The organism is Methylobacterium sp. NPDC080182, assembly GCF_050281105.1.
GTDB lineage: Bacteria > Pseudomonadota > Alphaproteobacteria > Rhizobiales > Beijerinckiaceae > Methylobacterium.
In genome coordinates this window covers 109,293-133,796 of record NZ_JBNNWO010000013.1, presented here as the reverse complement: position 1 = coordinate 133,796, position 24,504 = coordinate 109,293, and the positions used below count along the sequence as shown (strand labels likewise).

The window sequence follows — 24,504 nt, the reverse complement described above, 5'->3', positions numbered from 1 at the left end:
ACGAAAGCCCGCCCTGGCGGCCCGACGGCCGAATCGCCGCAGCCGGACGCCTGATCCTGGTCGATACGCTACCCGAGGGATCCGGTTTCATCCAATACAGCCCGATAGGCGCGGATTCCCGCCGGCCGCGGTGTCATCGCGCCGTCATATAGGGCACTCGGCGCCGGATCCCGACGCCGATCTTCCCCCAGCAATCCCGGTCACGCGAGGCCCCCATGACTTCAGCGGCCTTGCCCAAGCGCGCGCGTCCTTATATTGCGACGCAACCACCACGACTCCGTACCTGAACCGGCGCGGACGGCCGCGCCGCGCGGCCGCCAGGGAGCCGGCACAACCCGTTTCGGGCCGCCATGAAACTGCGCAACATCGCCATCATCGCTCACGTCGACCACGGCAAGACGACCCTCGTCGACAAGCTGCTGGCCCAGTCCGGCACCTTCCGCGAGAATCAGCGGGTCGAGGAGCGGGCGATGGACTCGAACGACCTCGAGAAGGAGCGTGGCATCACGATCCTCGCCAAGGCGACCTCGGTCGTCTGGAAGGACACCCGCGTCAACATCGTCGACACCCCCGGCCACGCCGATTTCGGCGGTGAGGTCGAGCGCATCCTGTCGATGGTCGACGGCGTGATCGTGCTGGTGGACGCCGCCGAGGGGCCGATGCCCCAGACCAAGTTCGTGGTCGGCAAGGCGCTCAAGATCGGCCTGCGCCCGATCGTGGCGATCAACAAGGTCGACCGTCCGGACGCGCGGATCAACGAGGTCGTGAACGAGGTGTTCGACCTGTTCGCCGCCCTCGACGCCACCGACGAGCAGCTCGACTTCCCGATCCTCTACGGGTCGGGCCGCAACGGCTGGATGGCCGACAGCCCGGACGCGGACCCGTCGGTCGGCCTCGAGCCGCTGTTCGACCTCGTGCTCAAGCACGTGCCGCCGGCCCGGACCGAGGAGGGGCCGTTCCGGATGCTCGGCACCCTGCTCGAGGCCAACCCGTTCCTCGGCCGCATCATCACCGGCCGGATCGCCGCGGGCTCGGTGAAGCCGAACCAACAGATCAAGGTGCTCGACCGTCACGGCAAGGTCGTCGAGACCGGCCGCGTGTCGAAGATCCTCGCCTTCCGCGGCCTGGAGCGCGCGCCGATCGACATCGGCGAGGCGGGTGACATCGTGTCGATCGCCGGTCTGATCAAGGGCACCGTCGCCGACACCTTCTGCGACCCGCAGGTCGAGACCCCGATCCAGGCGCAGCCGATCGACCCGCCGACCGTGACGATGTCGTTCATCGTCAACGACAGCCCGCTCGCCGGCACCGAGGGCGACAAGGTCACGAGCCGCATGATCCGCGACCGCCTGTTCAAGGAGGCCGAGGGCAACGTCACGCTCAAGATCGAGGAGGCGGCCGACAAGGACAGCTTCTACGTCTCGGGCCGCGGCGAGCTGCAGCTCTCGATCCTGATCGAGACCATGCGCCGCGAGGGCTTCGAGATCGCCGTGTCGCGGCCGCGGGTCGTGTACGAGCGCGACGAGGCCGGCGGCCTGCTGGAGCCGATCGAGGAGGTCGTGATCGACGTCGACGAGGAACATTCCGGCGTCGTCGTCCAGAAGATGTCCGAGCGGAAGGCCGAGATGCTGGAGATGCGGCCCTCCGGCGGCAACCGCCTGCGCCTCGTCTTCCACGCCCCGACCCGCGGCCTGATCGGCTACCAGGGCGAGCTGCTCACCGACACCCGCGGCACCGCGATCATGAACCGGCTGTTCAAGGCGTACGAGCCCTACAAGGGCGAGATGCCGGGCCGTCGCAACGGCGTGCTGATCTCCAACGACCAGGGCGAGGCCGTGGCCTACGCTATGTGGAACCTGGAGGATCGCGGCCCGATGATGATCGAGCCGGGCTGGAAGGTGTACCAGGGCATGATCGTCGGCGAGCACAACCGCGAGAACGATCTCGAGGTGAACGTGCTCAAGGGCAAGAAGCTCACCAACATCCGCACCACGTCGAAGGACGAGGCCGTCCGCCTCACCCCGCCGATCCGGATGACCCTGGAGCGCTCGCTGGCCTGGATCCAGGACGACGAGCTCGTCGAGGTGACGCCGAAGTCGATCCGCCTGCGTAAGGCGATCCTCGACCCGAACGACCGCAAGCGGGCCGAGCGGTCGAAGGAGAACGCCGCCTGAGGCGCGCGACCGTCACCGAACGTGAACGACGGGCAACCGGGCGCTCAGGCCCGGTTGCTGATGTGGCCCTTATTCCTGGCCGCTCTCGGACCCATCGAACCCTTATGCCGGGGGCAATACTTCGATGGGGCGGACCCGAGAGGCCCGCGTGAACCCCGTGACACCGATGCCCGTCGCGCTGAACCCGCTTCCGTCGCTCGCGCAGGCCGCCGCCGCGCCGCCCTCATACCTCGTCGGCCAGGACGGCGAGGGTCACTGGGTCGCCGTCGAGACCGGTGGGCGTGCCGGAGGCATCTTCCGCAGCCGCCAGGACGCGATCCGCTACGCCTGCGTCGAGACCGGCTGCCGTCCCGGCGACGTCCCGCTGGCTTCCGGGCCGATCCCCTTCCGTCTCTCCTGAGCCGCTCGCCGCCGCGCGGGGGATGTCGCGCGGCGGCATCCCGGTCGCGTCAGCTGCCCCCGGGATCGGTCTCGTCGTTCTGCGTTCCGCCGGCGGGCGTCCCCTGGCCGGGCTTGCCCTCCGTCTTCTCGTTCGGGTCCTTGACCGCGTCGGGGGCGACGTTCTTCGGCTTGTCCGGCTGCGCGCCGGTCTCGCGACGCTCGGTCATTCCCGATTCTCCCGCTCCGCCCGGTAGTGCCCGCCCGCGACCTTCGTGTCGGCGGCCGGACCCCGCGAAGCCTTCTGGTCCGAGTGGCCGCCCGAGGAGCCGCCGACCGCCGGCGGCGCGCGCCCGGGCTCTCCGGCCGCGCCCCATCCCTCCTTCGGTTCGGTCCGCGGCGCCTCGCCGGAGCCCATGTCGGTGATCGCCGCCTGATCGGCCGTCTGATGGCCGCCCCCGGCGGGCGGGCTCCCGCGCGAACCGACCTTGTCGTCGGGCTTGCGGGTGACCGTGCCGGATTCGCTCGTCGGCCTGACCATCAGCGCTTCCCGTCGTCCTGGCCGACGGCGGCGGTGGCGCGGTCGATCGCCTCGCCGAGATCCGTGTCGGACCGCGCCTTGTCCTCCATCTGGCCGAGCTTCTCGCGCGGCGTCTCAGTCTTCGCGGCCACCGGGGCCTCGGCCCCCTCCCGCGCGGGTCGTCCGGTCTGGTCTGTCATGGCTCGCCTCTCTGCCTCTTCGGAGGACAACGGAGGCGGCCGGGGAGGGTTGCGCGGACCGGGCGACCGGAGGCGGTCGGTTCAGGTCTCCGGCCCGACGATCCGGGGCAGGACGGCCTGCATGAGGCGCCGCGCCGCATCCTCCGCGGCCCCGCGATCCGATGCCCGGGCCTCGATCGTCAGCAGATCGCCGTCCCGGAGGATGACCGCGGTGGCACCCGCGCCGCCGTCCAGCGCGTACACGCTCAACCAGCCGATCGCCGGGCCGGCGGGCAGGGCCGAGAGCCGGCAATCCGGATTGCGCCGCACGCAGAGCGCCTCGAGCGCCGCGAGGGTCGTCCTGCCGGAGCGGACCCGGGCCTCGGTCCCGTCCGTCAGGCGCCCGATCCGCAGCTCGATCGTCGGGGCGCCCGCGCAGGCGGCGCAGTGCAGGCCGAGACGTTGGGCCTCCGCCTGCGCGGTGGCTGCCGGTCCCAGCGCCAGTCTGGCGGCCTCGGCCAGCCCGGTCAGGTCGTGGACAGCGAAGCCCAGGGCCATCGCCGACTGAGCCCAGAGGCCGAACACGAGAAGCAGGAGGCCGCGCATGAGAGAATCGCTGTCCGTTCGCCGATCGGCGTTAGCGGAGAGTTTTTCTGGCGTCCAGGCACGGGAGATCGCAGTGTTGATCCGAAATTTTCGCCCAAAACTCAGTATTGTGCTGCGAATAAGTTTTGAAAGAGACAGATACTGATCAAGAAAAAATAATTGTATGACTGTGATAAAATGAAAAATTCCGTGGGTCGCGACGATCGTGTCCGTCCCCGGCGGACCGGAAGCGCGCGCGGATCCACATCGCCGCGATCCGCGCCGGTGCGATTCGATCGGTGCTCCGTAGGGGAGCGGCCCGAAGGCCGCTCCGATGCCGGGTTCAGCCGATCCCGTCGAACAGCGCCGAGGAGATGTAGCGCTCGGCGAACGAGCAGGCGACCGTCACGATCCGCTTGCCCTGGAACTCGGGGCGCTTGGCCAGCTCCAGCGCCGCCGCGACGTTGCCGCCGGTGGAGATGCCGCCGGGGATGCCCTCCAGCCGGGCGAGCGCCCGGGAGGTCTCGAACGCCGCCTGGTTGGTGACCTTCAGGACGCCGTCGAGGATGTTGGTGTGCAGGTTGTCGGGGATGAACCCGGCGCCGATGCCCTGGATCTTGTGCGGGCCGGGCTGGCCGCCGGAGATCACCGGGCTGTCCTCCGGCTCCACCGCGAAGACCTTCAGGTTCGGCAGGCGCGGCTTCAGCACCTCGCCGACGCCCGTCACGGTGCCGCCGGTGCCGACGCCGGCCACGAACGCGTCGAGCTGGCCGCCCGTGTCGCTCCAGATCTCCTCGGCGGTGGTCTTCCGGTGGATCTCCGGGTTGGCCGGGTTGGAGAATTGCTGCGGCATGACCGAGCCCGGGATCTCCTTCAGGAGCTCCTCGGCCTTGGCGATCGCGCCCTTCATGCCCTGCGCGCCCGGCGTGAGCGCCAGCTCCGCGCCCAGGAAGGCGAGCATCTTGCGCCGCTCCAGCGACATCGTCTCGGGCATCACCAAGATGAGCCGGTAGCCGCGGGCCGCCGCCGTGAAGGCGAGGGCGATGCCGGTGTTGCCCGAGGTCGGCTCGACCAGCGTGCCGCCGGGCTGGAGCTTCCCGGAGGCCTCCAGGGCGTCGATCATGTTGACGCCGATGCGGTCCTTCACGCTCGCGATCGGGTTGAAGAACTCGAGCTTCAGCAGAATCTCGGCGTCGACGCCGTGCTCCTTGGGCAGCCGGTTCAGGCGCACCAGAGGGGTGTTGCCGATCGTCTCGGTGATCGAGCCGTAGACACGGCCGTGGCCGACCTTCGCCGGTGCGTTGAGGGTATCGGCCATCGCGGAACTCCTGCTCGTGGTGACGGATCGGACAGATGTCGTATCCGGGAGAGGCCCCGCCAAGGGATCGCCCTCGCGTGGGGAGGCTTGACCGGCCCGGACGGGAGGCTGCGATATCGCGTTGCCGCGGCCGGAGCAATCGGGCTAAGTGCCGTTGCCGAAAGTTCTTTCCGGAATTGGGCGAACTTTCGCGGCGGGGTGGAAGACCTTTATTGAGCGGCCCGTTCCTGATGGAATTCTATTCTCCAGCCCGTCCGGCCGCGGCCGGCGCTGCCCAGCCCTCCTGCCCGACGGGCGGACGGGACCTCACCCTTCGGCCGACTCGTCGGGCCGCTCTTCTGGCGGGCCTCGGGCTGGTCCTGGCGCGGCCGGCACAGGCCGCCGAGGCGCTCCGCGTCGTGCTCGCCACCGCGACGCCGGGCGGCGGCTTCCCGGCTTTCGGGGAGGCCTTCGCCGGCGCGGTCGCGGCCGCGGACCCGGCCCTGACCGTCGAGCGGCGCGCCACCGGCGGGTCGTCCGAGAATGTCGGCCTCCTCCGCGCCGGCCGCGTCGATCTCGGCCTCGTGCAGGGCGAGTACGCCTACCCGGCCCTCGCCGAGGGCGGCAGCCTGACCGTCCTGGCGCCGATGTACCCGACGCCGGGCCTGTTCGTGGTGCCGGCGACCAGCGCGATCCGCTCGGTGGCGGACCTGCGCGGGCGCAGGGTCGTGCTCGGCACGCACAAGTCCGGGCTGACCGTCATGGGCCGCAGCGTCCTCGGCGCCTCGGGCCTCGATCCCGAGCGCGACATCAGTCCGATCCTCCTCGACCGGGCCGGCGACGGCCCGGCCCTGGTGCGGGAGGGCCGCGCCGACGCGCTCTGGGGCGGCGGCCTCGATTGGCCGGGCTTCCACGCGCTGGCCGCGGATCCGGGCGGGGCCCGCTTCTTCGGACCGTCCGAGGCGGCCATCGCGCGCCTCGCGCAGCCCGGCGCGGCGACGCGGCGCCTCACGGTTCCGGCCGGCAGCTTCGCCGGGCAGGCGGAGCCGATCGCGACGGTGGGGTCCTGGAGCTTCGTGATCGCGCGGCCCGGCCTCGACGAGGAGACGGCCTACCGGATCGTCCGGGCGCTGGCGCGGACGGAGCTCACCGAAGCGCAGCCGAGGCACCTCGTCGGCCTCGTCCCGGCGGACCAGGTCAATCCCGGGACCGCCCGCGTCCTGCGCGAAGCCGGCGTCACGCTGCGCTGACGGCGCGGCGGCTCAGCGGAACGAGGCGACGCGGCGATCGCGCTTCCGCTCGGCGGCGGGCTGGTAGGCGATCTCGGCGTGGTGGGTGCAGTACGGCAGGCCGGTGATGGAGCGGGCGCCGCAGAAGCGGAATTCCGGCGTCGTCGGGTCGCCGAGGGGCCAGCGGCACATGGATTCCCGGAGGTCCATGATGGTGACGCGCTCCGACACCGCGAGGGCCACGGGCGCGGGCGCCGCGGGCGCCGGGAAGTCCGGGGCCGGACGGTGGGCCAGGATCGCGACCGGCTCGGGCGCCTGCGTCTCGACCACCGCGATGGCGGTCTCGATCTCGACCGTCTTCGACGGCGGGACGGCGGTGGCGGCTTCCTCGCCGCCGCGGGCGCGACCGGCCAGACCGAGGCGGTGGACCTTGCCGATCACCGCGTTGCGGGTGACGCCGCCGAGTTGCGCCGCGATCTTGCTGGCGCTCTGCCCGTCTTCCCACAGGCGGCGCAGCAGCGCCACGCGATCGTCCGTCCAGCCGAGACCCGCTTCCATCATCCCCTCCGCCCCCTGCGGCTCGGCCGCGTTCCCGAAGGCCAGTCCGCGTCTTTCAGGCAGACAGAAGCCGTTATCCCGGCCGACCGTGTCGCCGCGCAGACCGCGCCCCCGCACACCGGCTGCCGCATCGCGTGCGACACCCTGTCTCGCCAGGCCACGGGGGAACCCTAGCGCGGCGCTCGCGAACGTTGCAAGGGCGGCCGGTCACCGGGCACGGGCCGCCGCGACGCCTGTCCACCGGCAATGACCCGGGTTGGCCGGGTCCGGCGCGATCCTGCGCGGCCCCGGCGCGGTCCCGCCGGTGTCCGGTACGGCGCCGCACCGTCCGGGCCGTCGGCCGCAGCGGCCACGCTTGCGCCCCGATCGCGTGGGATCGTGACCCCACCGCAACAGCGCGGCCTTATCGTTCCTCCGAAGCCGGCTAAGACGGAACAGGCGATACGGCCAAGCTCGTTCCGTGTGGCAGAGTGGGCGCGTTTCGCGGTTCGAGGAAGTGACGATGGGTGTTCGTCAGGTCAGCCTGCGCATGGCGGTGGCGTTCGGGCTGGCGGGTCAGGTCGCGGCCTGCGGCAGCGTTCCGCGGACCCCCTACAGTGCCGAGCAGGCGGCCTTCGCCACCGTGCCGGGCATCCCCGGCGCGCGCGTCTTCGCGGACGCGTCGGTGGACACGATCGCGGCGCTCGCCGCCAATCCGGAGCGGCGCCTCAAGGGCTTCACCTACCTGGCCCTGTCGGGCGGCGGCGGCGACGGCGCCTACGGGGCGGGCGTGCTCAACGGCTGGACGGCATCCGGCAAGCGGCCCGAATTCACCCTGGTCTCCGGCGTCTCGACGGGCGCGCTGATCGCGCCCTTCGCCTTCCTGGGCCCGGCCTACGACCCCTACCTGACCGAGTTCTACACGAGCGGCGTCGCCAGCGAGCTGGTGGCCTCGCCGAACCTGGCCAACGTGCTGTTCGGCTCGGGCCTGTTCGGCGACGGGCGCCTGCGCAACCTCATCGACCGCTACGTCACGGACGATCTCCTCAAGGCCGTGGCCGAGGAGCACGCGAAGGGCCGGCGCCTGCTGGTCGTCACGACGAACCTCGATTCCCAGCGCGCGGTGATCTGGAACATGGGCGCCATCGCGGCGAGCGGGGTGCCCAACGCCCGCCAGCTGTTCCGCGACGTGCTGGCGGCCTCGGCCAGCATCCCGGCGGTGTTCCCGCCCCAGTTCATCGACGTCTCGGCCGGCGACGCGCGCTTCCAGGAGATGCATGTCGACGGCTCGGTGGTGACCCCCGTCTTCACCCTGCCGCAAACCCTGCTGCTGCGCGACGGGCGGATCCGCACCGGCGGCAAGGCCGAGATCTACGTGGTGATCAACGGCCGCCTGGAGCCGGAATTCGAGGTCACGAAGGACAACACGCTCTCGATCGTCGAGCGCTCCTTCACTACCGCGAGCCGCGCCCGCTCCCGCGCGACGCTGACGGCGACCTACGCGCTGGCCCGCACCAACGGCATCGGCTTCAATCTCACCTACATCGACGAGAACGGCCCCAAGGCGTCCGCCGCGAAGGGCTTCGACACCGCCTACATGCGGGCCCTGTACGACGCCGGTTACGAGAAGGGCCGGACCGGCACCTTCTGGCAGCACTCGATCCCGGCGGCGCCGGTGCTCAAGGCGACCGCCAGCGCCGTCGCGAACTGACCGCCTAACGGTCCGCCGCGCGCCCGGCTCGGGCGCGCGGCGAATGGCGCGGGCGGACGACGCGGCTACTTGCCCAGGATCTTCGTCACGAGGCGGCCGAGCGGCGTCGCCGTGCTGGCGTTCCGGTCGTCCCGGTCGACGGGGCGGTTCTCGTTGCCGAGGATCTTGGTGACGATGCGTCCGATCAGGTTCATGGGTCGGCCCTCCGGTATCGCGCCCAAATGGCGCAGCTTCCCCAACAACGGGTCAGGCGCGGGCCGCGTTCCAGCCCGGCGCCCGATCGGGCGCCTCAGACCTGCATCAGGCGGATGTTGTTGGTGTTGCCCGCCGTGTGGAACGGGATGCCGGCGGTGACCACGATGACGTCGTTCGGCCGCGCGAAGCCCTCGTCCTGGGCATGGTGGCAAGCCTTCGAGGTCATCTCCTCGTAGCTGTCGACGTCCTCCGTCAGGACGCTGTGCGCCCCCCAGAGCAGGCTCAGCCGCCGCGAGGTCGCGACGTTGGGCGTCAGGGCCAGGATCGAGGCCGCGGGCCGCTTGCGCGCGACCCGCGCGGCCGTCGTCCCGCTCGCCGTATAGGCGACGATGGCCGCCGCGCGCACCGCCTCGGCGAGGTCGGCCGTGGCGGTCGCCACAGCGTGGGGCGGCGTCTCCTCCTCGCCCGGCTCCGAGGCCGCGACGATCGAATGGTAGAGCTTGTGGCCCTCCACGCTCCGGATGATCCGGTCCATCATCGCCACCGCTTCGACCGGGTAGCGGCCGGTCGCGGATTCCGCCGAGAGCATCACGGCGTCGGCGCCGTCGTAGATGGCGGTGGCGACGTCCGACGCCTCCGCCCGGGTGGGCGCCGGGGCATTGACCATCGAGTCGAGCATCTGGGTCGCCACCACCACGGGCTTCACGGCGAGCCGGCAGGCCCGGATCAGCTCCTTCTGCCGCCCCGGCACGTCCTCGTGCGGGATCTCGACGCCGAGATCGCCGCGGGCGACCATCACGGCGTCGGAGAGCCGGATGATGTCGGCGATCCGCTCCAGCGCCTGGGGCTTCTCGATCTTCGACATGATGCCGGCGCGGTCGCCGATGATCCCCCGCGCCTCGATGACGTCGGACGGCTTCTGGACGAACGACAGGGCGACCCAGTCGACGCCGAGATCGAGCCCGAAGGCGAGGTCCGCCCGGTCCTTCTCGGTCAGCGGCGACAGGTCCAGCAGCGTGCCCGGCAGATTCACGCCCTTGCGGTTCGAGATCGGACCGCCGGTGACGACCTCGGCGGTGATGGAGGTCCGCTCGGGCCCGGTGACCCGTACCCGAACCCGCCCGTCGTCGATGAGGAGCTCCTGGCCCGGCACGACGGCGTCGAAGATCTCCGGGTGGTGCAGCGGGATCGCCTGCTTGTCGCCGTCCGCGCCGTCGAGGACGAAGCGCACCGTCTCGCCGGCCTGGAGATCGAGCCGGCCGCCCTGGAGCGTGCCGATGCGGATCTTCGGCCCCTGGAGATCCTGCAGGATGCCGATCGGCCGGCCGACTTCCTTCTCGAGGGCGCGGATGGCCGCGTGGACCTTGGCGTGATCCGCCTGGAGGCCGTGGCTGAAATTGAGCCGGAACGTGTCGACGCCGGCGAGGAACAGGGCGCGGAGCTGGTCCGGGGCGGAGCTGGCGGGACCGACGGTGGCGACGATCTTGGCGTGGCGGTGACGGCGCATGCGGGTCTCGGCCTCCTGAGGCTGCCTCTGGGAATCGAGCCGGGCGCTCGGTCGCGCCGACGGCGCTCACATCGGTCCGCGACGGCCCCGCGGCGAGGCCTCGCGGCGCTCGGCAGGCGATTTTTCGCGCGGCGGGCCGATTTGGCAGGGGGCTATCTGGCCGCCTCCCGGGCGATCCCGGCAAGCCCGGCGTCGAACACGCCCGTGATGTCGGCCACGGCGTCGGCGTCGCTCATGCCCTCGGCGTCGAAGGTCGCGCTCCAGATCACCGTGGAGCCCGCGCCGTCGCGACGGACCGCCAGCGTCGCGTTGTAGGCGCGCACCGGCAGGGGCCCCTGGATGAAGCTGTAGCTGTAGCTCATGCCGGTCTCGTCGCGCGCGGTCTCGACCTCGGCGATCGTGCCCTTGCCGCCCTTCACCACGAGGCCGCGGATCTGCGCGCGGATGCCGTCATCCTCGTCCTCGCCCGACAGGATGCAGCGCTGGACCTGCGGGTGCCAGTTCTGGATCGCGCAGAAATCGCCGACCAGCGCCCAGACCGCGGCGGGCGGGGCCGGGATGTCGCGGCTGCGGGTGACCTCCAGGGCGCTGGCCGGTCCGGCGGCCAAGAGGGCCGCGCCGATCGCCGTCAGGGAAGCGGGATGCATCACGGGTCGGTCTCCGGGCCGCCGGGCTGATGTGACGCGACTTGGGGCGCCGCCCGGCCGCGGCGAGCCCCGGGGCCGCGACGGACCGCGTCTCGAAGGTGTCGCTGCCGGCGCGGTATGCTACGCCGCGCCCGTCAGGATCACCGGAGATGCCCATGGACGATCGCGCCGCGCCGAAGCGGCCCGCGACCCGGAGCGGCGCCGCGCGCGCGGCCCTGACGACCGGCGCCGCGCTCGTCATCGGCACGGCCATGCCGGCGCTCGCCGCGGGGCCGGACCCGTCGCCGCCGGCCGCGCCGCAGGCCTTCGAGGCCTGCCGGGCCGACCTGATCGCCTGGGTCACGGCCCGCGCCGTGCCGCAGGGCCTCGCCGAGGCGCAGCTCGCCCACCTCATGCCCGACCCGGACGTGGTCGCCGCGACCCAGAGTCAGGGCGAGTTCGTTCGGCCGATCTGGGACTACATCGAGGCCAGCGTCACGCCGGCCCGCGTCGAGGCCGGTCTGCGCAAGCTCGCCGAGCACGCCGACACGCTCGCCGCCATCGAGGCCAGGTACGGGGTCGACCGCCACATCCTGGTGGCGTTCTGGGGCGTCGAATCGAGCTACGGCGCCGTGCTCGACAACCCGGCGGTGGTGAAGCCGGTCGTCCGCTCGCTCGCGACGCTCGGCTGCAGCGATCCCGCCCGGGCGACGTACTGGCGCGACGAGCTGGCGGCGGCGCTCCAGATCCTGGCCTGGAACCAGGCGCCCCTCGACCGGATGCCGGCGGGGCTGACCGGGTCCTGGGCTGGTGCCATGGGGCACACGCAGTTCATGCCCAGCGTCTACCAGCGCGAGGCGGTCGATTTCGACGGCGACGGCCGGCGCGACATCTGGACCTCGGTGCCGGACGCCCTCGCGTCGACGGCGAACTACCTGCGCAGCCACGGCTGGAAGCCCGGCGCGGGATGGGGCAGCGAGGCGGTTCTGCCCGAGACCTTCGACGCGGCGCTCGCCGACGAGACGACGGTCCGCACTGTCGCGGCGTGGCGGGCGCTCGGCGTGAGGCCCGCCCGCGACCGCGCCCTGCCGGACACGGCCGAGGCGACCCTGATCCTGCCCGCCGGGATCCGCGGCCCCGCCTTCCTGCTGCAGCCGAACTTCGCGGTGATCCTCCGCTACAACACGGCGCTCGCCTACGCGCTGACCGTCGCGCTCCTGTCGGACCGCCTGCGCGGCGACCCGGGCCTGGTGCACGACTGGCCACGGGGCGACCGGCCCCTCACCGGCGACGAGCGGCGCGACCTGCAGACCCGCCTGACGGAGCGCGGCTTCGCCACCGGCGGGGTCGACGGCAAGATCGGCCCGAAGACGCGGGCGGCGCTGCGCGCCTTCCAGGGGTCGGTCGGCCTGCCGCCGGACGGTTACGCCGACGCCGTGCTGCTGGACCGGGTCCGGGCCGCGCCCTGACGGACGCTCACGCCAGGAAGGCGGGCTCGTCCCGGGCGAGCACCCGCTTGACGCTCTCCAGGTGGAGGCGGGCGCTCTCGGCGCGCCCGGCCGCCTCCTGGGCCGCCACGCGCTTCACGATCGCCTCGGGCACGGCCTTGAGCGCGCGCCCCGTGCTCATGGCCAGGACCTGCGCCTGTGCGGCGCGCTCCAGGTAGTAGAGGTCGTCCCAGGCCTCCGCGATCGTCTCGCCCAGCACCATCACGCCGTGGTTCTTCAGGAACACGACGTCCGCCTCGCCGGCGCTCTCGGCGATCCGCCGGCCCTCGGACGAATCGAGTGCGAGACCGTTGTAATCCTCGTCCACCGCGATCCGGCCGTAGAAGCGCAGCGCCGTCTGGCCCGCCCACATCAGGGGCTCGCCCTCCAGCATGGCCAGGGCCGTGGAATAGGGCATGTGGGTGTGGAACGCGGCCCGGGCGCGGGGCTTCAGCCGGTGCAGCTCGGCGTGGATGTGGAAGGCGGTGGCCTCGGGCTGGCCGTCGCCCTCGAGGACGTTGCCGTGGAAGTCGCAGAGCAGCAGGCTCGACGCGGTGACCTCCGCGAAGGCGAGGCCGTAGGGATTGACCAGGAACAGGTCGGGCCGCTCCGGCAGCACCGCCGAGAAATGGTTGCAGATGCCCTCTTCGAGGCCGTTGCGCGCGGCCCAGCGCAGGCAGGCGGCGAGGTCGATCCGGGCGCGGCGCACGCTGTCGGCGTTCAGGGGCTCGTTGCTGCGGGCGGGCGGGGTTCCCGGGGCGGTAACGGCGTGCGCCATGCGTGCGGGCTTTCCTGTGTCGGGGTTCGGGCCGGGGACTCGACCGGTCCAGCACTCTAGACGCTCGCTCGCCCCTGCGCAGCCGCTCCGCGCTCAGGCGCGGCCGTCGGTGACGCCGCCGACGAGGTTGAGGCCGAGCAGGAAGTCCGACGCGAAATCCGTGCGGATGACCGGCTCGCGCGGGATCGCCTCGCGCAGGAGATCGCGCTCGGCGCGGCGCGCCGCGACCGCCTCCGCCACCGTGACGCGCCGGAACGACAGGCTCGCCCCGCCCCGGACCTGCGCCAGCCGCCCGAGATCCGGCCCGATCACCGTGGCGATCTTCGGGTAGCCGCCGGTGGATTGCCGGTCGGCCATCAGGATGATCGGCAGGCCGTTGCCGGGCACCTGGATCGCCCCCATGGCGACGCCGTCGGAGACGATGTCGTGCCCCTTGGCGTGCCTCAGCGGCGTGCCGTCGACGAAGCAGGCCATCCGGTCGCCCCGCGGCGAGACCGTCCAGGGACCGGCCAGGAAGGCCTCGATCTGGTCGGGCGCGAAGTAGTCGTCCTGCGGGCCCAGCACGACCCGGATCTCCCGGCCGTCCCGGGCGAGCCAGGGCGCGACGAGCCGCTGCGGCGCTCCGTCCGACGTCCGGCCCTCGGCGACGGGGAGGCGGTCGCCCGCGGCGAGGCCGCGCCCGTCGAGGCCGCCGAGCCCCGAGCGGGTATGGGTCGCCGCCGAGCCGAGGACCGGCGCCACGTCGAGCCGCCCGGCGACCGCGAGGTAGCCCCAGGCGCCGGCATCGCCCGCGCGCACGACGAGGGTCTGGCCGGGCTCCAGCGTGAGCGCGACCGTGTCGGGCAGGGGCAGCCCGTCCAGCGCGACGCGGAAGCCCGGCGCCAGCAGGGCGAGCCCGACGGCGCCGTCCTCCGCCGAGACGGTGACGCCGCCGGTGGAGATCTCGATGGCGGTGGCGTCGAGGCCGTTCGACGCCGCCCGGTTGGCGGCGGCGTGCATCAGCGGGTCCATCGGGCCCGCGGCCGTGATGCCGTAGCGCAGGTAGCCGTGCCGGCCCCCGTCCTGCAGGGTGATGCCGGGCCCGGCGGAGTCGATGACGAGAGCGGGCATCAGCGCGTCTCCTCGCGGCGGGCCACCGGCTCGCCCGCGGCCTCGCGCGCCGTGAGGGCGTCGAAGGTCGCGGCATCCACGGGCTCGAAGCGGATCAGGTCGCCGGCGCCGACGAAGAAGCTCGGGTCGCGCTCCGGCGCGTAGAGGCGGGACGGCGTCGCGCCGATCACGTACCAGCCGGTCGGCATCGGCACGGTCGCGACCGCGGCGAGGCCGCCGCCGATCATGATGGCGTTGCGCGGGTGCGGCGGCCGCGGGCTCGCCCGCCGGGGCACCGCCAGGGGCTGCGGCAGGCCGCCGAGATAGGCGAAGCCCGGCGCGAAGCCGTACATGTAGACCCGGAAGGTCGTGGCCGCGTGGGTCGACACCACCGCCTCCGGGGTCAGGCCGCTCCGCTCGGCGACCTGCGCGACGTCCTCTCCGTGGGGCGCGTCGTAGCAGCAGGGCAGGGTCCACAGGGTCGGGCGGGCCGCCCGCGCGGTCGCGCCGGCCACCAGCACCCGGACCCGTTCGGCGAGCGTCCCGCGGTCGAGCACCAGCGGGTCGTAGTGCAGCATCAGGGAGCGGTAGGTCGGCACGCGCTCGCGCAGCCCCTCGGGCGGGTCCGCCCCGAGTGCGTCGTCGAGGGCCAGGACCCGGTCGCTGATCGCGGGGTCGACGGTGCTGCCGAACTCGACCACGAGGGCCGCCTCGCCGGCGTCGAGGAGGCGGGGCTCGTCCAGCGCCGCGCTCACGGCCGGAACGGCGCCAGCGTGACGCCCGCGCCCTCCAGCCGGGTCCGCACCGCCCGCGCCGTGGCAACGGCGTGGTCCGAATCGCCGTGGACGCAGATCGAGCGGATCGGCGTCGGCAGCGTTTGACCGTCGGCCGTGAGGATCGCGCCCGCCTCGACCATGCGCAGGACGCGGTCGGCCGCCTCGCCGGCATCGGTGATCATCGCGCCGGGCTGGCTGCGGGGGATCAAGAGGCCGGTCGGCGTGTAGCCGCGATCGGCGAAGATCTCCTGGTGAACCTCGAGGCCGCAGGCCTCGCCCGCCGGCACCTGGGCGGTCAGCGCGATGGCGAGCAGCGCGAGCTCCCGGTCCACCGCGCGGACCGCGCGGGCGATGGCGTCGGCTACCGGCCGCTCCTCGGCGGCGACGTTGGCCAGCGCCCCGTGCGCCTTCACGTAGGTGATGCGGTGGCCGGCATAGGCGGCGAGCGCCTGCGCGGCGCCGATCTGGTAGGCGACGAGCCGCTCGATCTCGGCGGGGCTGTAGGGCATCCGCCGCCGCCCGAAGCCCCAGAGATCCGGGAAGCCCGGATGGGCGCCGACCGCGACGCCGCGCTCCTTCGCCAGCGCGAAGGTCCGGGCCATGATCTCGGGGTCGCCGGCGTGGAGGCCGCAGGCGACGTTGGCCGAGGTGACGATCCCGAGGATCGCCGCGTCGTCGCCGCAGGCGTAGGCGCCGTAGCCCTCGCCGAGGTCGGAATTCAGGTCCACGCTGGTCATCGCCGCCGCTCCGCGTGCCGATCGGGTCTCATAGGGCCGCAACGGGTTCCGGCTCGGCCGGATCCGCGCTGCGAGAATCGAGCGCGCGGCCCGCCGTCTCCGGCAAGAGAAGCGCCGCGACGATCACGAGGCAATAGGCGCCCGCCGCCACGACGCCGATGGCGATGCCGAGTGTCAGCGAGCCGCTGAGGTGGCCCACCACGGCCGGGCAGATCGCGCCGGTGGCGCGGCCGAAATTGTAGCAGAAGCCCTGCGCGGAGCCGCGGATCCGGCTCGGGAACAGCTCGCTCAGGAAGGCGCCCATCCCGGAGAAGACGCCGGAGAGGAAGAAGCCTAGCGGGAAGCCGAGGATCAGCATCACCGGGTCGGTGATCGGGATCAGCGTGTAGGCCAGGACGAGGATTCCGGCGCAGAAGCCGAACAGGACGAAGCCCAGGCGACGCCCGATCCGGTCGGAGAGCCAGGCGCTGGTCAGGTACCCGACGAACGACCCGAAGATCAGCATCAGCAGGTAGCCGCTGGTGTTCAGGACCGAGAGGTTGCGCTCGGTCTTCAGGTAGGTCGGGAGCCACGTGGTCACCGCGTAGTAGCCGCCCTGCATGCCGGTCGCCAGCAGGCTCGCCAGCACGGTCCGGCCGATCAGCGGCCGGGAGAAGATGTCGAGGAAGCTGCCGGTGTCGCCGACGTCCCGCATGGCGGCGCGGGTCTGCCGGTAGACTTCCGGGTCCTCGATGTTGCGGCGGATCCAGAAGATCAGCACCGAGGGGAGGGCGCCGAGCCAGAACAGGATCCGCCACGCCACCGCCGGCTCCGCCAGGGCGAACACGGCCCAGAAGGCGATCGCCGCGCAGGCCCAGCCGACCGCCCAGCTCGACTGGACGAGCCCCACCGCCTTGCCGCGGTAGCGGGCCTGGATCGTCTCGGCGATCAGCACCGAGCCCACCGACCACTCGCCGCCGAAGCCGAAGCCCTGCAGCGCGCGGGTCACGAGCAGCTGCTCGTAGGACTGGGTGAAGCCGCTGAGCACCGTGAACAGGGTGAACCACGCGACGGTGCCCTGCAGGACGACGACCCGGCCGTAGCGGTCGGCGAGGATCCCGGCCGCCCAGCCGCCGATCGCCGAGGTCACCAGCGCGGCGGTGGCGATGTTGCCGGCCTCGACCTTGGTCAGGCCCCAGACCACGACCAGGGTCGGGATCAGGAACGTGTAGATCATGTAGTCGAACGCATCGACGCCGTAGCCCGCGAAGGCCGCGCCCAGGACCCGGCGCTCCGCCGGACTCGTGTCTCTCACCCACATGGCGCAACTCCTTTGCGGAATGGCCGCCGCGCGGCCGGGATGGTCACAGGAACGGCAGGTCGCGGTTGAGGAGGTCGGTGATCAGCATGTGACCGGGCGCGTGGGTGATGCAGAGCGGCAGCCGCGCCGCCATCGCCACCGCCTGGGGGGTGACCCCGCAGGCCCAGAAGACCGGGATCTCGTCCGGCTCGATCGGCACGGGGTCGCCGAAATCCGGCCGCGCGAGGTCGCGGATGCCGATCAGGCCCGGGTCGCCGAGATGGATCGGCGCCCCGTGGACCGCCGGCATCCGGGCCGTCACCTGCACGGCCTTGATGGCGTCCGCCGCCTTCATCGGCCGCATGGAGACGACGAGCGGACCGTGGAACGGGCCCGACGGCTGGGTGGCGATGGAGGTCCGGTACATCGCGACGTTGCGGCCGAGGGCGACGTGCCGGAGCGGGATGCCCGCCTCGATCAGGCCGGCCTCGAACGAGAAGGAGCAGCCGAGGACGAAGGTGACGAGGTCGTCCCGCCACACGCCGGTCAGGTCGGGCAGCTCCGCCACGAGCGCGCCGCCCTCGTAGACGCGGTAGCCGGGGACGTCTGTGGCGAGGTCGAGATCGGTCCCCAGCGTCGGCAGTGCGCGGTCGCCGGGCTGCGAGACGCCGAGGATCGGGCAGGGCTTCGGGTTCTGCTGGCAGAAGCGGTGGAAATCCTCCGCCATGGCCCGCGGCAGGATCATCAGGTTGCCCTGCGCGTGGGCGGGGACGAGACCCGAGGTGTGGCCCCGGAACCGACCCGCGCGGATCGCGCGCCGCGCGTCCGCCGCGTCGGCGAAGACAGGTGGCGCGCCGTCGGCGCCCGCGTGCTGGCTCACCGCGTTGATCTCCCTGGCTGGTCGTCGCGCGCCGGCGCGGCCGCGTCGGCCGTCCGTATTCCGCGAGATCCCGATCGCTTCAGCGATTCATTTCCTGCGGCAACGATCCCATCGCGCCGCGGAGCAGGCCAATCGTGATTGCGAATGGGGCGCGATAAACCGGACTTATCGGCCGGCGGCCCAGGTCTCGGCGGCCCAGGTCTCGGCGACGTCCTGGGCGAGGCGGGCCGCGTCCGCCACGAAGTGGTGGGCCGGCCGCTTGGTGTGCATCGCCGTGAAGGTCAGGTCCGAGAGCTGCGGCTCGGCCGGCAGGACGCGCAGGGTGCCGGCACGCAGTTCGGCATCGACCACGGCCGGGGGGATCACGCAGATCCCGAGGCCCTCGACGCCCATCTTCACGATGGTGGCCAGGGAGGCGCTCGTGTGGATCTGGCTCGGCAGGAGGTTCTCCTGGAGGACGAGGTCGCGCAGCTCGACGTAGGGGCTGGTGTTGCGCGGGTAGGTGATGAGCGGGTGGTGCAGCAGCGCGCCGAGGCTCAGGGGCTCGTCGCCCGGCAGCAGGCCGGGCGCGGCGATCCAGGCCACGGGGGTGCTGAACAGGGGCCGGTTGGCGAAGCTCGGCAGGGTGATCGGGCCGACGAGGAGGGCGAGGTCGATCTCGTCGGCGACGAGGGCGGCCTGCATGTTCGGCGAGATGTCGACCGTGATGTCGACGCCGATCCCGGGATGGGTGGCGCGCATGCGCTCGATGAAGCGCGACAGCCAGAGGTGGACGATGGTCTCGGACACGCCGAGCCGCAGGGTGCCCCGCGTCCGGCCGGTCTCGTGCAGGGCCGCGCTCATCTCGGTCTGGAGCGCCAGGAACCGCTCCGCGAAGCCGAGGAGCAGGCGTCCCCGCTCCGTCAGCGCGACGTCCCGGCTGCGGCGCTCGAACAGCGTCCCGTACTCGTGCTCCAGGGCCGCGATGCGCTGGGAGACCGCCGGCTGCGTGGTGTTCACCTTCTCACTGGCGCGGCGAAAGCTCGAGAGTTTCGCGACCCAGTAGAACACCTCCAAGCTGCGGAAATCCGCCATCCCGCGATCGTCCCGCCTCGCCGTCGTGCTCGGTCATATCGCGCCCGGATGCGCGCGAGCGCAAGCGCGCGGCCGCCGCTCGCCGCTAGAGGTTCGACACGCTCGTGGCCGGACGGGCCGGGCGCATGTGCGCGAGCAGCAGGCGCGCTTCCGCGACGAGGGGATGGTCCAGGTACCAGAGGCCGCAGGCCCAGCCGGCGATCCCGGCGGCGATCGCGGCCGCGAGGCTCGGGAGCGGCGTCTCGGCCGACCAGCCCCAGGCCGACATCACCAGGACGGCGGGCGCGACGGCGATGCCGGTCAGGACGGCGGCGTGGAGGTAGATGGGGGCGTAGTCGCGCCGGAACGTGTCGGTCATCCGCTCGAGATGCGGCCGGTAGAGGCCCACGGCCAGGAGCGCCTCGCCGACCCGTGCCGCGCCCGCGCCGCCGAGTCCGAACAGGCAGCCGATGCTGAACATCACGAGGCCGGCGCCGTGGCGCAGGAACTCGAACCGCGCCTGCAGGGCGGTCTGGTCCCGGATCAGGAACACCTCCCAGGTCATGCTGAGCGAACTCAGCACGATCGCCGCCAGGGACAGCAGGCAGAAGGGCAGCGCCGCGCCGTCCCAGCCCGGACCGAGCAGGACGCGCATGATCGGCCCAGCCAGGACGGCCGCGCCCGCGAAGGCCGGCCAGAGCAGCACGGTGATCATCCGCAGCGTGTGGAGGTAGCAGGTGCGCAGGGACTGCCCGTTCCGCTGCTGGTTCGCGAGGTCCACGAAGGTGATGCGCGTGATCACCACGTGCAGGTGGTCCCACATCAGAGTGTTTAGGCTCGCCGCGCGGGAGTACAGGCCGAGGGCGCTGAGCCCGAGCATCCGCCCGAGGACGAGGTCGCCCATCCGGCCGGCGATTCCCGCAACCCCCGCGATGGCGAAGAGCCGGCCGCCGTAGGTCAGGATCTCGCGCCAGCCCGCGAGGCCCATGCGCAGCGACACGTAGCGCAGGCCGAGGCCGTTCGCCGCCAGCGCCGCCGCGACGGCGCCCGCTGCCTGCCCGTAGGCCTGGCTCATGTAGCTGAAGCCGAGGAGCGCCAGCGCCAGCATCGCGCCGCTGGCGACGAGACCGCGCAGCATGTTGACGAGGGCCACGCCGCGGAAATTGCCGTGCCGCTCGATCATGGCGGCCGGGCGGAACTCCAGCGCGCCGACCAGCGGCACGACGGCGAGGATGGCCAGGGCGCGCTGGACCTCCGGCTCGCCCAGGAGGACGCTGCCGAACACGCTGAAGGCCAGGATCAGGATCGCCGCCGCGCCCGACAGGATCAGGTTCACCGTGAACACGCTCGCCAGCAGGGCCCCGTCCACCCGGTCCGCCCGGACGATGTAGCTCGACAGGCCGCAGGAGCGCAGCGTGGACAGCAGGCCCGCGATCGCGGCGGCGAGGCTGAAGATGCCGGTCTCGTGGGGCGTCAGCAGCCGCGCGAGGGCCAGCGAGGTGCCGAACTGTGCCAGGAACAACCCGCCCTGGCAGAATCCCATCCAGGCCAGGCTCCGGCGCTTCGAGAACGCGGGCGGCGCCGTCGCTTCCGGCCCCTCTCGGAGTTCTGCCATGGGATCCTTCGGACGCGACAGGGTGGCGGCCGCGCTGGCGGCGGCCAGGGCGCGATCGGTCGGGACGGCTTAACAGTGCCCGGTGGACCGCGGCAGCTGGCCAATCGGAGGACCGTGCCCACGCCCGATGGCCGAGGTCAGGTCGGGACGCCGTGCAGATCAGGCGCTGCAGAGAGGCCCGAGAACTCGCCCGCTCCCGAGTCCGGGAATCCGATGTGACTGTATCGGGCGCACATATCCGTGATCTGCCCGCGTCATGAACCGGCACGTAATATATTCATCTTGCCGAACGCACTTCGAGCCCCGTTCACGCTGGCAGCACCGTATGCCGAGGCCGAACGAAGATTTCCGAATGTGCAAGCGGCGCGCGGCACGGCCGGGACGATCCGATGTTTCGGCCGAAGACCTCGCGGAAAGACTTGGAGTCCCGGTCGCGAGGCCGGACGGATCGCATTCCGTCACGGCGCGCGCGTGCCCTATTCCGCGTTATCGCCGATGGAACAGTAAACCTCCGCAAGATATTCCCGGCTTGACGGGTCGGTGGGATCGAATACCCGAGATCATCGTCCGGTGCCGGCGCGGATCTGGACTTTTCTGTAGCGCGGCAGAGGATCCAAGCAGCCGTCGCTTTGCGTCGGGGACGCCGATTATTGCGCCGCCACAACTGCATGACATTCGGTTCCGCATCCAAAAGGCGTAGCCGCCCCTACGGCGCACGGATCGAGGAAGTGCAATAATATTACTATACATTGTCTGTGACTCGTTTTAGAAGGTCGCAATTCTGGCAGTATTTATGGAATAATGCCAAATGAAAATCAGCTTCATCGTATGTACTCGCAACCGTGTAGCGTCCCTTCTGCAGACGCTCGACTCGGTGGTCCGCGCGATCGAGGCCGCGCCCGAAGCTGAGGCCGAGATCATCGTCGTCGATAACGGGTCCGCGGACGGCACGGACGCGGCGTTGAAGCGCTGGTCCGCGTCCGTCTCGATCGATCGACGCGACGTTCTGCTCCTCACGCAGGCGCGCCCAGGTGTCGCCGGGTCTCGGAACGCCGCGATCGCGCGCGCGTCCGGAGACATCATCGCGTTCATCGACGACGATTGCGTCGTGTCGGACCAGTATCTGCGGGATCTGATCGCGCACTATGCCGGCGACACGGAAAGCGTCATCCGCGGTGGCCGTGTCGAGCTGGGATCGACCCAGGACATCGACTTCACCACGAAGACCGAGGCCCTGGCCAGCCGGCTGACGTACCCGGCCCATCCCGGCGGCTTCGTCCACGGCTGCAACATGACCTGCAGCCGGGCCGTCATCGAGCGGATCGGCGGGTTCGACGCGGCGTTCGGCCCCGGGGCGACGTTCCGCGCGGCCGAGGACACGGACTTCATCTACCGCGGCTGGGCGGCCGGCGTGGCGGTCGAGTACGTGCCCGACATGAGCGTCAAGCATTTCCACGGGCGCCGGGACCCGCGCACGATCGACCGGCTGCACTGGAACTACCAGTTCGGCAACGGCGCGCTCTACGCCAAGCACATCGGCCGCAGCCCGTGGCTGATCAAGCACCTGTACTGGTCCGCCCGCAACGCCGCCCGCGAACTGGTCGGGGGCCCGTGCTTCGACGCGCAGCTCGGCCTGACGTGGCGCGCCATCGTGACCGCCAATCTGAGCGGCGTCCTGGCCTTCGCCTGGCACAGCGCGCGGACGCTGCTGACGCGCGCGCCCGCCCGGGCCTAGGGCGCTCCGGGCCGGCGGGAGGCGCGGGAGCGCGGCCCGCTCAGCGGGCCGGCGCGCCGCCGGGCCGCGCGAGGCGCGTCCGGCCGAGCATCCGGAGCGTGACGCGCCGCCCGAGCTTCATCGCCGGGTAGAGAAGCCGCGCGCGTCCGGGGCTGCGCAGCAGCCGCGCCAGGAGCCGGCTCGCCGCGCCCCGGTCGTCGCTGAGGCGCGACAGCAGGACGAGGGCGTCCGCGCCGTAATAGAGGTCCGGGCCGTGCCGGACGACCATGCCCTCGTCGAGGTCGTACCCGCGCCGCGCGATCTCGTCGACCAGGGGACCCCCGCTCCGGGCGTCCACCAGGGCGACGGTGCCGACCGACCGGCGCAGGGCCATGAGGTGCACGTAGTTGGAGCAGAACGGGCATTCGCCGTCGTAGACCACCGTCAGGGCGGCCTCGGTCGAGGGGGCGGTCATGGCGTCAGGTCGATCCTGTGCTCGGCTTCGGACACCACGCGGCGGACGGGGACGCCGTCCTGCAGGCTGAAGCAGACGGATTCGCGCCGGTACACGTAGGCGACGATGTCGGCCATGGCGAGGGTGTCGAAGCCGGCGGCGTACTGGAGCGGGACGAAGAAGTGGTGCGGATAGACCGCGTAGGGGAACAGGCCCGTCCTGTCGCGGATCGCGCTGACGAGGCGGTGGTAGCCCCGGACGTAGGCGTCCAGCGCCGGACCGTCGATCTCCGACTTCGAGTATTCCTGGCCCATGCCGTCCGGCGCGGTCAGGACGGGAACGTCGCAGGTCGTCGAGGCCGTGACCTTGCGGAAGACCTGCGTGCCGCCGTTCGGGTTGTCGAGGGCGAAGGCGTTCGCCGCGTCGGGCGCGCCGTAGGCCATGTGGGCGAACGGGTAGGAGTAGAAGGTGAAGAAGTTGGTCGGCACGTAGTGCCGCTGGCCGGTCCGGTCGACCGCCTCGAAGTACATCTTGTTGTTGGCCAGGGTGTCGTACCAGCCGAGCCAGGCCTGGGTCATGAACGTGTTGCCGGTCAGGATGAACAGCACCGACAGGATCCCGACCGAGACCGGGGGCCGCTCGTAGTGCCGGCTCACGACGACGGCCGCGATGGCGAGGTTCAGCATGATCCAGGGGGCGAAGTTGGCGCCCATGAGCACGATGATCGACAGGTGCATCACGTCGAAGCCGAGGAGCAGCAGCAGCAGCCAGCGGCGCGGCATGAGGATCCCCACCAGGGCGATGCCCTGGCCGACCAGGATGAGCGTGTTGGTCAGCGCGCTCGAATGGCTCAGGATCGTGCGCATCGCCTCCACCAGCACGGGCCAGCCGGCGTAGGGGACGTGGTTGTTGTCGAGGCCGACGATGAAGATCTTGCCGGGATCGTTGTTCAGCAGCCACGAGAACGGCCCGTCGTCGAGCGTGACCTTGGCCAGGAATGACGAATAGTAGTTGCCGAGGTGGATGCTGATCGCCGCCGCGATCAGCACCTTCGAGAACATCGCGCTGGCCGACGCGACGTCCGACCGCGCCGCGGCGCCGAGCCCGCGCCAGTCGCGCAGACGCGCCGTCCCGTGGGCGATCAGCAGGCCCGCGACGAGGCAGAAGCTCACCTCCGCGAGCGGCACCACGTCGATGATGTGCCCGTGCCAGAGGCCGGTCACCCGGATGACCGCCTGCTTGCTCCAGACCAGGTAGGTGGCGCTGATCAGGGCGAGCGAGGGCCAGCGCAGGCAGAGCACGCCGCCGGCCACGGCCGCGACCCACAGCACCGCGATGGCCGTGACGGCGACGGTCGCCTTCGCCCCGGGCAGAATGACGGGGAAGAGCGGGTAGTGGATCAGCGCGTAGCCGCCCGCGATCACGCCGATCATCTGCAGCAGCCGGACCGACGCGAGATCGGCGGCGGCGAAGCGCACCCGCGTCATCGCGAGGGCCAGCGCCACGGGCAGCACCACGCCGTAGTAGTTGTTGATCGCCGTGACGCTGTGCGAGACCTTCAGCAGGACCAGCAGGGCGCCGATCTGCGCGAGCAGGATCAGGTAGTAGCGCGCCCGCTCCGCCACCGGTCGGACGAGGCGTCGCAGGGCGGTGTCGAGGGCCTTGTCCGGGCCGGTGATCGGGAGCGTGCTGCTCATCGTCTGT

25 protein-coding genes are annotated in these 24,504 nt (G+C 71.8%); 6 read left to right on the top strand and 19 right to left on the bottom strand.

Going from position 1 to position 24,504, the window contains the following annotated elements; all coding sequences use genetic code 11:
• Positions 1-350: 350 nt before the first annotated feature.
• Both typA and ACQKQD_RS22430 read left to right on the top strand, forming a co-directional pair.
• Positions 351-2,174 carry a translational GTPase TypA gene (typA, locus tag ACQKQD_RS22435; protein WP_020093051.1) on the top strand — a complete coding sequence of 608 codons (1,824 nt, stop codon included), beginning with the start codon at positions 351-353 and terminating at the stop codon, positions 2,172-2,174.
• Between the two features lie 148 nt (positions 2,175-2,322).
• Positions 2,323-2,574 carry an RAG2 PHD domain containing protein gene (locus ACQKQD_RS22430; protein ID WP_419544807.1) on the top strand — a complete coding sequence of 84 codons (252 nt, stop codon included), beginning with the start codon at positions 2,323-2,325 and terminating at the stop codon, positions 2,572-2,574.
• 49 nt (positions 2,575-2,623) lie between these two features.
• Here ACQKQD_RS22430 and ACQKQD_RS22425 read toward each other — a convergent pair whose 3' ends face one another.
• The 5 genes from ACQKQD_RS22425 to cysK form a co-directional block, all read right to left on the bottom strand.
• A complete protein-coding gene (locus ACQKQD_RS22425) occupies positions 2,624-2,782 on the bottom strand; it encodes a hypothetical protein (RefSeq protein ID WP_020093053.1) in 159 nt (52 codons plus the stop codon).
• Positions 2,779-3,093 (bottom strand): hypothetical protein, encoded by a 315-nt coding sequence (locus tag ACQKQD_RS22420; protein WP_020093054.1) that lies wholly within the window; start codon positions 3,091-3,093, stop codon positions 2,779-2,781. Before ACQKQD_RS22420 ends, ACQKQD_RS22425 begins: the two co-directional genes overlap by 4 nt.
• On the bottom strand, positions 3,093-3,272 hold the full coding sequence (locus ACQKQD_RS22415; RefSeq protein WP_020093055.1) for a hypothetical protein: 180 nt from the start codon (positions 3,270-3,272) through the stop codon (positions 3,093-3,095). Before ACQKQD_RS22415 ends, ACQKQD_RS22420 begins: the two co-directional genes overlap by 1 nt.
• 81 nt (positions 3,273-3,353) lie before the next feature.
• Positions 3,354-3,857 carry a hypothetical protein gene (locus ACQKQD_RS22410; RefSeq protein WP_427509603.1) on the bottom strand — a complete coding sequence of 168 codons (504 nt, stop codon included), beginning with the start codon at positions 3,855-3,857 and terminating at the stop codon, positions 3,354-3,356.
• A gap of 322 nt (positions 3,858-4,179) precedes the next feature.
• Positions 4,180-5,154, bottom strand: a complete 975-nt coding sequence (gene cysK / locus ACQKQD_RS22405; protein ID WP_070999936.1) for a cysteine synthase A — start codon at positions 5,152-5,154, stop codon at positions 4,180-4,182.
• Positions 5,155-5,384: 230 nt separating this feature from the next.
• Between cysK and ACQKQD_RS22400 the strand changes: the two genes are divergently transcribed.
• Positions 5,385-6,383 (top strand): TAXI family TRAP transporter solute-binding subunit, encoded by a 999-nt coding sequence (locus tag ACQKQD_RS22400; RefSeq protein ID WP_427509657.1) that lies wholly within the window; start codon positions 5,385-5,387, stop codon positions 6,381-6,383.
• Between the two features lie 12 nt (positions 6,384-6,395).
• On the opposite strand, the gene ACQKQD_RS22395 is transcribed toward ACQKQD_RS22400, so the two are convergent.
• The gene (locus ACQKQD_RS22395) at positions 6,396-6,923 is read right to left on the bottom strand and encodes a GcrA family cell cycle regulator (protein WP_427509602.1); all 528 of its coding nucleotides are present in this window, start codon (positions 6,921-6,923) and stop codon (positions 6,396-6,398) included.
• A gap of 499 nt (positions 6,924-7,422) precedes the next feature.
• Here ACQKQD_RS22395 and ACQKQD_RS22390 point away from each other — a divergent pair, with 499 nt between their 5' ends.
• The gene (locus tag ACQKQD_RS22390) at positions 7,423-8,610 is read left to right on the top strand and encodes a patatin-like phospholipase family protein (RefSeq protein WP_170855161.1); all 1,188 of its coding nucleotides are present in this window, start codon (positions 7,423-7,425) and stop codon (positions 8,608-8,610) included.
• Between the two features lie 65 nt (positions 8,611-8,675).
• Here the strand turns inward: ACQKQD_RS22390 and ACQKQD_RS22385 are convergent, their stop codons facing one another.
• From ACQKQD_RS22385 to ACQKQD_RS22375, 3 genes are all read right to left on the bottom strand, one after another.
• Positions 8,676-8,804 carry a hypothetical protein gene (locus tag ACQKQD_RS22385; RefSeq protein WP_012320301.1) on the bottom strand — a complete coding sequence of 43 codons (129 nt, stop codon included), beginning with the start codon at positions 8,802-8,804 and terminating at the stop codon, positions 8,676-8,678.
• Positions 8,805-8,899: 95 nt separating this feature from the next.
• Entirely contained in the window at positions 8,900-10,312 is a 1,413-nt protein-coding gene (gene pyk / locus ACQKQD_RS22380; protein WP_427509601.1) for a pyruvate kinase, read from the bottom strand.
• 152 nt (positions 10,313-10,464) lie between these two features.
• Positions 10,465-10,959 (bottom strand): SRPBCC family protein, encoded by a 495-nt coding sequence (locus ACQKQD_RS22375; RefSeq protein WP_331298702.1) that lies wholly within the window; start codon positions 10,957-10,959, stop codon positions 10,465-10,467.
• A gap of 155 nt (positions 10,960-11,114) precedes the next feature.
• On the opposite strand from ACQKQD_RS22375, the gene ACQKQD_RS22370 reads away from it, so the two are divergent.
• On the top strand, positions 11,115-12,407 hold the full coding sequence (locus ACQKQD_RS22370) for a lytic murein transglycosylase (protein ID WP_427509600.1): 1,293 nt from the start codon (positions 11,115-11,117) through the stop codon (positions 12,405-12,407).
• Positions 12,408-12,414: 7 nt separating this feature from the next.
• On the opposite strand, the gene ACQKQD_RS22365 is transcribed toward ACQKQD_RS22370, so the two are convergent.
• The 8 genes from ACQKQD_RS22365 to ACQKQD_RS22330 all read right to left on the bottom strand — a co-directional run bounded on the left by ACQKQD_RS22365 (position 12,415) and on the right by ACQKQD_RS22330 (position 20,632).
• The gene (locus ACQKQD_RS22365; protein WP_100251874.1) at positions 12,415-13,203 is read right to left on the bottom strand and encodes an aldolase; all 789 of its coding nucleotides are present in this window, start codon (positions 13,201-13,203) and stop codon (positions 12,415-12,417) included.
• Between the two features lie 93 nt (positions 13,204-13,296).
• The gene (locus ACQKQD_RS22360; protein ID WP_427509599.1) at positions 13,297-14,313 is read right to left on the bottom strand and encodes a biotin-dependent carboxyltransferase family protein; all 1,017 of its coding nucleotides are present in this window, start codon (positions 14,311-14,313) and stop codon (positions 13,297-13,299) included.
• Positions 14,313-15,047 (bottom strand): 5-oxoprolinase subunit B family protein, encoded by a 735-nt coding sequence (locus ACQKQD_RS22355; RefSeq protein WP_427509598.1) that lies wholly within the window; start codon positions 15,045-15,047, stop codon positions 14,313-14,315. Before ACQKQD_RS22355 ends, ACQKQD_RS22360 begins: the two co-directional genes overlap by 1 nt.
• Positions 15,044-15,805 carry a 5-oxoprolinase subunit PxpA gene (locus ACQKQD_RS22350; protein ID WP_427509597.1) on the bottom strand — a complete coding sequence of 254 codons (762 nt, stop codon included), beginning with the start codon at positions 15,803-15,805 and terminating at the stop codon, positions 15,044-15,046. Before ACQKQD_RS22350 ends, ACQKQD_RS22355 begins: the two co-directional genes overlap by 4 nt.
• 28 nt (positions 15,806-15,833) lie before the next feature.
• A complete protein-coding gene (locus tag ACQKQD_RS22345) occupies positions 15,834-17,105 on the bottom strand; it encodes an MFS transporter (RefSeq protein WP_091680544.1) in 1,272 nt (423 codons plus the stop codon).
• Positions 17,106-17,148: 43 nt separating this feature from the next.
• Positions 17,149-17,964, bottom strand: a complete 816-nt coding sequence (locus tag ACQKQD_RS22340; protein WP_132368385.1) for a putative hydro-lyase — start codon at positions 17,962-17,964, stop codon at positions 17,149-17,151.
• Positions 17,965-18,129: 165 nt separating this feature from the next.
• On the bottom strand, positions 18,130-19,038 hold the full coding sequence (locus tag ACQKQD_RS22335; protein WP_427509596.1) for a LysR family transcriptional regulator: 909 nt from the start codon (positions 19,036-19,038) through the stop codon (positions 18,130-18,132).
• Positions 19,039-19,123: 85 nt separating this feature from the next.
• Positions 19,124-20,632, bottom strand: coding sequence for an oligosaccharide flippase family protein (locus ACQKQD_RS22330; RefSeq protein ID WP_244492281.1), 1,509 nt, complete (start codon positions 20,630-20,632; stop codon positions 19,124-19,126).
• Between the two features lie 808 nt (positions 20,633-21,440).
• Between ACQKQD_RS22330 and ACQKQD_RS22325 the strand changes: the two genes are divergently transcribed.
• Positions 21,441-22,367, top strand: a complete 927-nt coding sequence (locus ACQKQD_RS22325; RefSeq protein WP_427509595.1) for a glycosyltransferase family 2 protein — start codon at positions 21,441-21,443, stop codon at positions 22,365-22,367.
• Positions 22,368-22,407: 40 nt separating this feature from the next.
• On the opposite strand, the gene ACQKQD_RS22320 is transcribed toward ACQKQD_RS22325, so the two are convergent.
• On the bottom strand, positions 22,408-22,821 hold the full coding sequence (locus ACQKQD_RS22320) for a DCC1-like thiol-disulfide oxidoreductase family protein (protein WP_020093073.1): 414 nt from the start codon (positions 22,819-22,821) through the stop codon (positions 22,408-22,410).
• Entirely contained in the window at positions 22,818-24,497 is a 1,680-nt protein-coding gene (locus ACQKQD_RS22315) for a hypothetical protein (RefSeq protein ID WP_427509594.1), read from the bottom strand. Before ACQKQD_RS22315 ends, ACQKQD_RS22320 begins: the two co-directional genes overlap by 4 nt.
• Between the last annotated feature and the right edge of the window lie 7 nt (positions 24,498-24,504).